Below are 10,253 nucleotides of genomic sequence, written 5' to 3' on the forward strand. Positions count from 1 at the left end.
GCCCCGCTCGGCGGCGGCGCCGTCCAACAGCCCGTCGGTCACGGCGGCGCGCGCCTGCCGCACGCCGTCGTCGTCCAGCGCGTCGAGCGGCAGCCCCTCGGCCAGCCGCAGTTCGAGCATCACCCGTTCGAGATACCGGTCGTCGTCGGTGAGGGTCTCGTGGCCCGCCACCGGCAGGTGCCCCTCGGCCAGGGTGGCGGTGTAGCGGGCGGGATGCTTGACGTTCCAGAAGCGTGTGCCGTCGACGTGGCTGTGCGCGCCGGGGCCCGCGCCCCACCAGTCGCCGCCGCGCCAGTAGCCGAGGTTGTGCCGGCACCGCGCCCGGTCGGAGGTCGCCCAGTTGGACACCTCGTACCAGCGCAGCCCCGCCTCCGCCAGCCTGCGGTCGATCAGTTCGTAGTCGGCGGCGAGGACGTCGTCGTCCGGGGCGGGCAGTTCACCCCGCCGCACCCGGCGGGCGAGGGCGGTGCCCTCCTCCACGATCAGCGAGTAGGCGGAGACGTGGTCCACGCCCGCGGACAGCACCGCGTCCAGCGTCGCCCGCAGGTCCCCGGTGCTCTCCCCCGGAGTGCCGTAGATGAGGTCGAGGCTGACGTGCTCGAAGCCCGCCGCGCGCGCCTCGCGGGCCGCGGCCGTGGCGCGGCCCGGGGTGTGCGTGCGGTCCAGCACGGCCAGCACGTGCGGGGCGGCCGACTGCATCCCCAGTGACACCCGCGTGTAGCCGGCCTCGCGCAGCCCGGCGAAGAACTCGGGGGACGTGGACTCGGGGTTCGACTCGGTGGTCACCTCGGCGTCGTCGGCCAGGCCGACCGAGGAGCGCACCGCGTCGAGCACCGCGCCGAGCCCGTCCGCCCCGAGCAGCGAGGGCGTGCCCCCGCCGACGAAGACGGTGTCCGCGGGCGGCGGGTCCCCGAGCGTGTCGGCGGCGAGGTCGAGTTCGGCGCGCACCCCGTCCAGCCAGGACGACGTCGAGGCGGCCGAGCCGAGCTCACCCGCGGTGTAGGTGTTGAAGTCGCAGTAGCCGCACCGGGTGGCGCAGAACGGCACGTGCACGTACACCCCGAACGGCCGCCGCCCCGGCCCGCGCACCACCCCCGCCGGCAACCCGGACGACACCTCACTCGCGACACCCACCCCACCAGTGTCGCATTGACCGTGAAGGGCACTTTCCCTGCGTGTGACGCAGCGAATGTGCCCCTCGCTGCGCCCGGCGCAGGGAATGTGCCCTTCACGGCACACCCCGGGCGAGCAGGTCCGCCAGCGGGGCGAGCTCCGGCAGGCCCTCCGGGGTGTGGTCGAGCAGCGGCAGGGGCAGCGGTGGGGGGTCCGGGAAGCGGGTCTCCAGTTCGGTGCGGATCGCCTCCTGGGTGTCGCGCCGCCGGGATCCGGGGCCCGTGGTGTCGGCATCGAGGACCCGGTTGATCAGGACCGTGCCGAGGCGCAGGCCCCCGTCGGTGAGGGTGTCGGCCGCGCGCAGGGTCTCCGCCAAGGGCAACCGTTCCGGGACGACGACGAGGTGGACCAGGGCCCGCTCCCGCAGTCGGGCGGCCATCCACTCCACCCGTTCGCGCCGCCGGTACAGCCGGGACAGCAGCGGGTCGGGGCCGGTGTCGCCGCCCGCGCCGGTGTCCGCGGACAGCCCCGCCACCAGGCCCTCGACGTCGCGTGCCTTCTCCCGCTGCCGCGTCAGGCCCTCGATCCACGGGGTGAGCAGTGCGGGCAGGCCGAGCAGGCGCACCATGTGCCCGGTCGGCGCGCTGTCCACGACCAGGGTGTCCCAGTCGGTGCCCACCTGCCCGACCAGGTCGGTCAGCCGGTCGAGCAGGGCCGACTCCACCGTGCCCGGACTGTCCGTGGCGCGGGCCAGGTGCCGTTCGACGGCGGGCAGCACCTCCCTCGGCACGACGTGCCGGGCGTCCTCGGCGACCTCGGCGACCCGGCGCCGGGCCTGCGCCTCGCCACTGACCTCGACCGCCCACAGGTGCCCCGCCACCCGCGTCGGACGCTCGGACAGCGGCACCTCCAGCACGTCGCCGAGCGAGTGCGCGGGGTCGGTCGAGGCCACCAGCGTGCGCTCGCCCCGGCGGGCCCGGGCGAGGGCGAACGCGGCGGCGACGGTGGTCTTGCCGACACCGCCCTTGCCGCCGAAGAACCGGATCAACAGCACACCCCGGGATCGCCGAAGGTCTCCCGCCCCATCCTGCGGTGCCACTCGTGCAGATCCGCCACCAGGTACGGGACGAGGTCCAGGGTCTCGTAGGCGACCGGGTTGTCCACGCCGAGCGAGTCGAGCAGCACCAGCGCCCGGAACGTGTCCTGCTCGGTCCGGGCCCGCCGCCGCAGGTCGCGGCGCCACCGGGCGACGAACAGCGCGTCGTGTGCCGCCTCCGCCCGCCGCCAGGCGGAGACCAGCCGGGCGCGCAGGCTCACCGCTCGGGTTCCGGCTCCGGTTCGGGCCGCGGCTCGGGCGCCGGGCTCTCGTCCCGGGTCGTCCACGCGCGGCGCAGCGCCATCGCCGCCTCGGCGATCAGCCAGACCGCGAGGACGAAGATGATCGCGTCCAGCGGCGCGAGCACCCACTGGCCCTCCTCCACGAAGGTGCCGAGGTTGATCACCAGCGCCCAGGTCGTCATGACCAGCAGGAACACCAGCGGCACCAGCACGGCGACGGGGTTGCGGCGCCTGCGGGTCACCCACACCGCGATCACCGCGAGGCCCAGGCCCGCCGTGAGCTGGTTGGTGGTGCCGAACAGCTGCCACAGCACCCCGAAGGTGTAGCCGTCCTCGCCGCCGCCGGGCAGCAGCGCCATCACCAGCGGCACGAGCACCGCGATGCCGGTGGCCAGGGTGATGTTGCGGGCCACGGTCCGGGCCCCGGAGATCTCGGCGATCTCCTGGACGATGTAGCGCTGCAACCGCACGCCGGTGTCCATCGTCGTGGCGGCGAAGCTGATGACCACGATCGAGGCGAAGACGATCCCCACCGCCACGGGCACGCCCAGGTTGCCCGCGAACGCCGCGACGCCCTCCACGAAGTTCGACGTGGCCGAACCGGACGCGGACCCGAAGTCCGCGTAGGCGGCGTTCCACGCGTCCGTGGTGGCGAACAGCCCGGCGGTGCAGGCCAGGATCGACGCGACCGCCAGCGAGCCCTCGCCGACCGCGCCGAAGTAGCCGACGTAGCGCGCGTCGGGCTCCTTGTCGAGCTGCTTCGCCGTGGTGCCGGAGGCGACCAGGCTGTGGAACCCGGAGATCGCCCCGCAGGCGATCGTGATGAACAGCAGCGGGAACCAGCTCGGCGAACCCTCCGGGGTGTCGTGGAACGCCGGGGCCACGATCGTGTCCATCCCGACGAGCACGCCGAGCCCGATCACGCCGAGGGCGATGAACAGCTGGTGCGAGTTGATGTAGTCGCGCGGTTGCAGCAACACCCACACCGGGATGCGGGAGGCGACGAACGTGTAGGCGAACAGCAGCAGCACCCAGATGTTGCGCTCGGTGAACAGGCCGTCGGCCGCCGCGAGGCCCTCCAGGGACAGCGGCAGCGCCCGGCCCAGCAGGATCGAGGCGTACAGCAGGACGACGCCGACGATCGAGGGCAGCAGCGCCGCGCTGCGGGTGCGGTAGACGTACTGCCCGATCCCGATCGCGATCGGGATCTGCAGCAGGATCGGCAGGACCGCCTCGGGATACGCCACGAACAGGTTCGCGATCACCACCGCGAACACGGCGTTCACCAGGGTCAGCAGGAAGAAGATGATCAGCAGGAACAGCGTGCGGGCCCGCCGGTTGATCACCTCCTGCGCCAGGGTGCCGATGCTCTTGGCGCGGTGGCGGACGGACACGGCCAGTGCACCGAAGTCGTGCACGCCCGCCGCGAAGACCGTGCCGAGCACCACCCAGGCCAGCGCGGGACCCCAGCCCCAGAAGACCGCGATCGCGGGCCCCACGATCGGCGCGGCACCCGCGACCGAGGTGAAGTGGTGCCCGAAGAGCACGTGCCGGTTCGTCGGCACGAAGTCGATCCCGTCCCGCATGCTGTGCGCGGGGGTGACGAACGCGGGGTCGAGGGCGTAGACCTTTCTGGCCAGGTACGAGGAGTAGTACCGGTACCCGAGGTAGAACAGGACGGCCACGAACGCGACCACCACGATGGCAGGCATCACACTCACTCCCCGGTACACCTTGAGGGGCCCGACGATGTCGAGCGAGCACGGTAACAGGCCGGTGACGGACGGGTAAGGGTTCACGATGGACGAGTTCGTACCGTTATGGCGGCGCGCGCTCACGGCGGAGCTGTGCTGGTTGGACACCGACGGCACGCCGCGCGCGCTCGCGACCACTCCCCTGCTGGACCGCGGGGTCCCCTGCGTGGCACTGCCGTACTCGCGGGCGGCCGAGGTGGCGGGGCTGCGCCGTGTGGGACGGGCGGCATTCGCCGTCACGGATTCCCGGTCGGTGCCCGACGGGGAGTCCGGCCTGGCGTGCACGGCGACCGTCGAGGTGGTCGACGACACCGAGGGCGACCTGTTCGCGGTCGAGCTGCTGGGCCAGGAGCTGCGCAAGTACCCGCCGTCCCGCGCGCTCGCGGACAGCCCGCTGCTGTGCCGGGAGAACTGGTGGTGGCTGCCGCGCATCGTCGTCCGGCTCACCGGCACCGTGCGCACGGTGCCGCTGACGGTGCGGACCAATCCTGCCCGGCACGCCCTGCTGGTCCGTCCCGGGCAGGACGGCCCGCGGCCGGCCACCGTCGCCGTTGCCGGAGCCGGCGGCGGGAGCTCCCCCGACGACGGGGCCTCCCCCGACGACGGGGCCTACCCCGGCGACGGGGTTGCACCCGGCACGGCCGTGCCGCTGCGCCTGATCGGGGGAGATCAGCTGCACGGCGACGGGACGGACGCACTCGTGTTCGGCCACGACTACTCGATCCCCGACCTGGAACGCTGGGAGACGTGGGACCTCGCGGGTCCACTGCGGGACGGGGGGATCGTTGCGGACCACCGGCGGGGCGCACCGGACGCCGAGCTCGCCCCACTGGGGCTGTGGCAGCGGATCCGCGCACAACACCGCCTGGCCTCCCGGTGCAAGCGGGGCATTATGGCAGCCGACACGCACCGGTGAGGCCGGCTTCCCAGCATGCGGGCACAGCTGGACGGGCCCGCCCCGTGCTGGAACCGTGAGCTCCGTGAGTTCAGCGGGAGTGTCCCTCGTCGTGCGGCGCCACGTCGACTTCCTGCGCGTCTCCAGCAGCCTCTGCCGGCGCTGACCGCGCGCCGTCCACTCTTCTCTTCCCGGACACCGGCGCCGACGTACGGCGAGCCGAACTCCCCGCCCACGGGGCTCCCGTCGCGTCGCGACGCCGGGTGCGGACCACCCGTTCCTGGAGGACATCGATGGCCTCGAACACAGGCAGTCCCACGAGACCCCGGCGGCCCCGCGGCGAGGGCCAGTGGGCCCTGGGCCACCGCGAGCCGCTCAACCCGAACGAACGATCCAAGAAGGACGGCCCGCCGCTGGACGTCCGGGCCCGGATCGAGAACATCTACGCCCCGGGCGGGTTCGACTCGATCGACCCGGGCGACCTGCGCGGCCGGTTCCGCTGGCTCGGCCTCTACACCCAGCGCCGACCCGGGATCGACGGCGGCAGGACCGCCACGCTCACCCCCGAGGAGCTCGACGACCGGTACTTCATGCTGCGCGTGCGCATCGACGGCGGGGCCCTGACCACCGGGCAGCTCGCCCTGCTCGGCGAGCTGTCCCGGACCTATGCCGCCGACACCGCCGACATCACCGACCGGCAGAACATCCAGTACCACTGGATCCGCATCGAGGACGTCCCCACGATCTGGCGCAGGCTGGAGGACGCGGGCCTGACCACCATGGAGGCCTGCGGCGACAGCCCCCGGGTGATCCTCGGCTCGCCGGTCGCGGGCATCGCCGCCGACGAGGTCGTGGACGGCACCCCGGCCATCGAGGAGATCCACCGCCGCTACGTCGGTGCCCCGGAGTTCGCCAACCTGCCCCGCAAGTTCAAGACCGCGATCTCCGGACAGCCCGACGTCGCGCACGAGATCCACGACGTCGCCTTCGTCGGGGTGGAGCACCCCGAACACGGTCCCGGGTTCGACCTGTGGGTCGGCGGGGGCCTGTCCACCAACCCGATGCTCGGCGTGCGGCTGGGCGCGTGGGTCCCCCGGGACGAGGTCCCGGACGTCTGGGCGGGCGTGGTCGGTGTCTTCCGGGACTACGGCTACCGGCGGCTGCGCTCCCGGGCCCGGTTGAAGTTCCTGGTCAAGGACTGGGGTCCGGAGCGATTCCGGGAGGTCCTGGAGACCGAGTACCTGCACCGCGGGCTCGTCGACGGCCCCGCCCCGGAGGTCCCCGGGACTCCGGTCGACCACGTCGGGGTGCACCGCCAGACCGACGGCACCTTCTACGTCGGCGCGACACCGGTGGCCGGCCGGACCTCCGGCTCGATGCTGATCGCGGCGGCCCGGGCCGCCGAACGCGCGGGCTCGTCCCGTGTCCGGCTGACACCGCAGCAGAAGCTCGTCGTGCTGGACGTGCCCGGTTCCGAGGTCGAGGGCCTGCGCACCGCGCTGGCCGACGCCGAACTGCACGCGGCCCCGTCGTCCTGGCGGCGCAGCGTCATGGCGTGCACCGGGATCGAGTTCTGCAAGCTCGCGATCGTCGAGACCAAACAGCGGGCGGCCGACCTGGTGGCCGACCTGGAGAAGCGGCTCGCCGACCTGCAGGACGGGCTGGACCACCCGGTCAGCGTCCACCTCAACGGCTGCCCGAACTCCTGCGCCCGCATCCAGGTCGCCGACATCGGGTTGAAGGGACAGATCGTCACCGACGCCGAGGGCAGGCAGGTCGAGGGGTTCCAGGTGCACCTCGGTGGTGGCCTCGGCGCCGACGCGGGCTTCGGCCGTAAACTACGCGGGCACAAGGTCACCGCCGCCGAGCTGACCGAGTACGTGGAACGCGTCGTCCGCAACTATCACGCGGGCCGCGCCGACGGCGAACGGTTCGCCCGGTGGGCCGCGCGGGCGGAGGAGGCGGAGCTGAGGTGAGCGAGTCGGCGACCGGGCGGGCGCCCGCACGCTCCGCACCGCTGCACTGCCCGTACTGTGGCGACGAGGATCTTCGACCGGAGGGGGAGACGGCCTGGATGTGTGCCGCGTGCCGGAGGGTGTTCTCGGTGACCTTGCTCGGTCTCTCGATCCCGGAGGTGACACGGTGAGCGGGTCCCGGACCCCCGACCAGCTCGAGACCCTGGCGACCGGGGCGTCGCGACGGCTGGCCGACGCGACGGCGGAGCAGGCACTGCGCTGGGCGGTCGAGGAGTTCGGCGACGACCTGATCGTCGCCTCGAACATGCAGGACGCGGTGCTGATCGACGTGGCCACCCGGGTCAAGCCGGACATCGACGTGCTGTTCCTGCAGACCGGGTACCACTTCGCGGAGACCCTCGGCACCCGGGACGCGGTGGCCGCGACCTACCCGGAAATCCGGGTGGTCGAGGCCAACCCGGAGCAGACCGTCGCCGAGCAGGACGCCGAGTACGGCCCGAAGCTGCACGACCGTGACCCGAACCGCTGCTGCCACCTGCGGAAGGTGCTGCCATTGCGCGCGACGCTGGCGGACTACTCGTGCTGGGTCACCGGCGTCCGTCGGGCCGACGCCCCCACCCGGGCCGACACCCCGATCGTGACCTGGGACGAGCGCAACGGACTGGTCAAGGTCAACCCCCTCGCGGCCTGGACGGACGAGGAGTTCGACGACTACATCGCGCGGCACGGGATCCTGCGCAACCCGCTCGTGGCCGAGGGGTACCTCTCGATCGGGTGCGCGCCGTGCACCGCGAAGGTGGCGCCGGGAGCCGACCCGCGCAGCGGCCGCTGGGCGGGCTCGGCGAAGACCGAGTGCGGCCTGCACGCCTGAACCTGTCGGACGAACCGACGCGCGTCGAGGAAGGGACGTCATGACCATTGCGCAGTCCGCGACCGACGCGGCCCGGGACCACCTGGCCGCACTCGAGTCGGAGGCGGTGCACATCTTCCGCGAGGTCGCGGGCGAGTTCGATCGTCCCGTGATCCTGTTCTCCGGGGGCAAGGACTCCACACTCCTGCTGCACCTGGCCATCAAGGCGTTCCACCCGGCGCCGGTGCCGTTCCCGTTGCTGCATGTGGACACCGGGCACAACTTCGACGAGGTCCTCCGGTTCCGGGACCACGTCGTCGAGAAGTACGGCCTGCGGCTGATCGTCGCCCGGGTACAGGACTACCTCGACGACGGCAGGCTGACCGAGCGCCCGGACGGGACCCGCAACCCGTTGCAGACCCAGCCGTTGCTGGACGCCATCGCGGACAACCGGTTCGACGCGGTGTTCGGCGGCGGCAGGCGCGACGAGGAGCGGGCGCGGGCCAAGGAACGCATCTTCAGTCTGCGCAACGCCTTCGGCCAGTGGGACCCGCGCAGGCAGCGGCCGGAACTGTGGAACCTCTACAACGGCAGGCACCGTGCCGGTGAGCACGTGCGCGTGTTCCCGCTGTCCAACTGGACCGAGGCGGACGTGTGGAACTACATCGCCCGCGAGCGCGTCGAACTTCCGTCGATCTACTACGCGCACAAGCGCGCGGTGTTCCGCCGGGACGGCATGTGGCTCACCGAGGGCCCGTGGGGCGGGCCCCGGGAGGGCGAGGAGGTCCACGAACTGACGGTGCGCTACCGCACCGTCGGCGACGGGTCGTGCACGGGCGCGGTCGAGTCCGACGCCGCCACCGTCGAGGAGGTCGTGGCCGAGGTCCTCGCCAGCAGGCTCACCGAGCGCGGGGCCACCCGCGCCGACGACCGGCTCTCCGAAGCCGCCATGGAGGACCGCAAGCGGGAGGGGTACTTCTGATGTCGAGCCTGCTGAGGCTGGCCACCGCGGGCAGCGTGGACGACGGCAAGTCGACGCTGGTGGGGCGGCTGCTGTACGACACCAAGTCGGTCCTGGCCGACCAGCTCGACGCCGTGCAGCGTGCGAGCGTCGACAAAGGACTGTCCACACCGGATTTATCACTGCTCGTCGACGGGTTGCGGTCGGAGCGCGAGCAGGGCATCACGATCGACGTGGCCTACCGCTACTTCGCCACCCCCCGGCGCAGCTTCGTGCTCGCCGACACCCCCGGGCACGTGCAGTACACCCGCAACACCGTCACCGGCGCCTCCACGGCGCAGCTCGCGGTGCTGCTGGTGGACGCGCGCAACGGCGTGGTGGAACAGACGAAGCGGCACGCGGCCGTGCTCGCCCTGCTCGGCGTGCCCCGCCTGGTCCTGGCGGTGAACAAGGTCGACCTCATCGGCTACGACGAGGCCGCGTTCACCGTGATCGCCAAGGAGTTCGCCGCGCACGCGACCTCACTGGGCTACGCCGAGGGATCGGTGCTGACCGTGCCGGTGTCGGCGCTGCACGGGGACAACGTCGCCACCCGCTCGGCGAACACGCCGTGGTACGACGGTCCGACACTGCTGGAGCACCTGGAGACCGTGCCGGTGGCGCCGGACCCGCACGAGGCCGCGTTCCGCTTCCCGGTGCAGTACGTGATCCGCCCGCGCACCGCCGAGCACCCGGACTACCGCGGCTACGCGGGACAGATCGCCGCGGGCACGGTGCGGCCGGGCGACGAGGTGGCCGTGCTGCCGGAGGGTCTGCGCAGCACCGTGGAGCGGGTGGACACCCCGGACGGCCCGGTGCCGGAGGCGGGGGCGGGCGCCTCGGTCACCGTCCTGCTGCGCGACGACCTGGACATCGCCCGCGGCGACCTGCTCGCCTCGGCCGAACACCGCCCCACCGTGACCGACGAGCTGACCGCAACCCTGTGCTGGTTGTCCGCGAAGACCCTCGACCCCGGGACGAAGGTTCTGGTCAAGCACGGCACCCGCACGGTGCAGGCGATCGTCGACGAGCTCGTCTCCCGGTTCGACGAACAAGCGCTGTCCACAGTGGACGGTCCGGGGAAGTTGGAGCTGAACGAGATCGGCAGTGTCCGATTGCGGCTGGCCGAGCAGCTGGCGGTGGACCACTACACCGACAGCCCCCGCACCGGCGCGTTGCTGGTGCTCGACCCGGGCAGCGGGGACACCCTCGCGGCCGGACTCGTCGGGGAGCGGTTCCGTGCGCTCGCGGGCGGCGCCTGACGCCCCGGGGCCGTCGGATGTCGGCGGCCCCGCACTCGTGGCGGTGGCCCACGGCAGCCGGGACC

The 10,253-nt window shown here is 72.7% G+C and carries 10 protein-coding genes; 6 read left to right on the plus strand and 4 right to left on the minus strand.

Annotated elements, in window-relative coordinates; translation table 11 throughout:
- The 4 genes from hemW to SACPADRAFT_RS0212170 form a co-directional block, all read right to left on the minus strand.
- Positions 1–1,134, minus strand: a 1,134-nt coding sequence (hemW, locus tag SACPADRAFT_RS27335; RefSeq protein WP_007025116.1) for a radical SAM family heme chaperone HemW, incomplete at its 3' end; no start/stop codon positions are given.
- 94 nt (positions 1,135–1,228) lie between these two features.
- The gene (locus SACPADRAFT_RS0212160; RefSeq protein WP_007025117.1) at positions 1,229–2,167 is read right to left on the minus strand and encodes an ArsA family ATPase; all 939 of its coding nucleotides are present in this window, start codon (positions 2,165–2,167) and stop codon (positions 1,229–1,231) included.
- Positions 2,158–2,430 carry a cory-CC-star protein gene (locus tag SACPADRAFT_RS0212165; protein ID WP_007025118.1) on the minus strand — a complete coding sequence of 91 codons (273 nt, stop codon included), beginning with the start codon at positions 2,428–2,430 and terminating at the stop codon, positions 2,158–2,160. Before SACPADRAFT_RS0212165 ends, SACPADRAFT_RS0212160 begins: the two co-directional genes overlap by 10 nt.
- Positions 2,427–4,163, minus strand: coding sequence for a carbon starvation CstA family protein (locus SACPADRAFT_RS0212170; protein ID WP_028662421.1), 1,737 nt, complete (start codon positions 4,161–4,163; stop codon positions 2,427–2,429). Before SACPADRAFT_RS0212170 ends, SACPADRAFT_RS0212165 begins: the two co-directional genes overlap by 4 nt.
- Before the next feature lie 88 nt (positions 4,164–4,251).
- Between SACPADRAFT_RS0212170 and SACPADRAFT_RS0212175 the strand changes: the two genes are divergently transcribed.
- The 6 genes from SACPADRAFT_RS0212175 (at position 4,252) to SACPADRAFT_RS0212200 (ending at position 10,188) form a co-directional block, all read left to right on the plus strand.
- Positions 4,252–5,121: a hypothetical protein gene (locus SACPADRAFT_RS0212175; protein ID WP_007025120.1), complete on the plus strand. Its 870-nt coding sequence runs from the start codon at positions 4,252–4,254 to the stop codon at positions 5,119–5,121.
- A 272-nt stretch (positions 5,122–5,393) separates the two neighbouring features.
- Positions 5,394–7,076, plus strand: a complete 1,683-nt coding sequence (locus SACPADRAFT_RS0212180; RefSeq protein ID WP_007025121.1) for a nitrite/sulfite reductase — start codon at positions 5,394–5,396, stop codon at positions 7,074–7,076.
- Positions 7,073–7,246 carry a hypothetical protein gene (locus SACPADRAFT_RS33900; RefSeq protein ID WP_007025122.1) on the plus strand — a complete coding sequence of 58 codons (174 nt, stop codon included), beginning with the start codon at positions 7,073–7,075 and terminating at the stop codon, positions 7,244–7,246. Before SACPADRAFT_RS0212180 ends, SACPADRAFT_RS33900 begins: the two co-directional genes overlap by 4 nt.
- A complete protein-coding gene (locus SACPADRAFT_RS0212190; protein WP_007025123.1) occupies positions 7,243–7,947 on the plus strand; it encodes a phosphoadenylyl-sulfate reductase in 705 nt (234 codons plus the stop codon). Before SACPADRAFT_RS33900 ends, SACPADRAFT_RS0212190 begins: the two co-directional genes overlap by 4 nt.
- 40 nt (positions 7,948–7,987) lie before the next feature.
- On the plus strand, positions 7,988–8,908 hold the full coding sequence (cysD, locus tag SACPADRAFT_RS0212195; RefSeq protein WP_007025124.1) for a sulfate adenylyltransferase subunit CysD: 921 nt from the start codon (positions 7,988–7,990) through the stop codon (positions 8,906–8,908).
- Positions 8,908–10,188, plus strand: a complete 1,281-nt coding sequence (locus tag SACPADRAFT_RS0212200) for a sulfate adenylyltransferase subunit 1 (RefSeq protein WP_007025125.1) — start codon at positions 8,908–8,910, stop codon at positions 10,186–10,188. The genes cysD and SACPADRAFT_RS0212200 overlap by 1 nt, the downstream gene beginning before the upstream one ends.
- Positions 10,189–10,253 lie beyond the last annotated feature (65 nt).

This window comes from Saccharomonospora iraqiensis subsp. paurometabolica YIM 90007 (assembly GCF_000231035.2).
In the GTDB taxonomy this organism is placed as follows: domain Bacteria; phylum Actinomycetota; class Actinomycetes; order Mycobacteriales; family Pseudonocardiaceae; genus Saccharomonospora; species Saccharomonospora paurometabolica.

What these genes read in the sequence shown, in the direction of transcription:
- SACPADRAFT_RS0212170 (WP_028662421.1), bottom strand. Translation starts at nt 4,163, where the DNA reads ATGCCTGCCATCGTGGTGGTCGCGTTCGTGGCCGTCCTGTTCTACCTC.
- SACPADRAFT_RS0212175 (WP_007025120.1), top strand. Translation starts at nt 4,252, where the DNA reads ATGGACGAGTTCGTACCGTTATGGCGGCGCGCGCTCACGGCGGAGCTG.
- SACPADRAFT_RS0212180 (WP_007025121.1), top strand. Translation starts at nt 5,394, where the DNA reads ATGGCCTCGAACACAGGCAGTCCCACGAGACCCCGGCGGCCCCGCGGC.
- cysD (WP_007025124.1), top strand. Translation starts at nt 7,988, where the DNA reads ATGACCATTGCGCAGTCCGCGACCGACGCGGCCCGGGACCACCTGGCC.
- SACPADRAFT_RS0212200 (WP_007025125.1), top strand. Translation starts at nt 8,908, where the DNA reads ATGTCGAGCCTGCTGAGGCTGGCCACCGCGGGCAGCGTGGACGACGGC.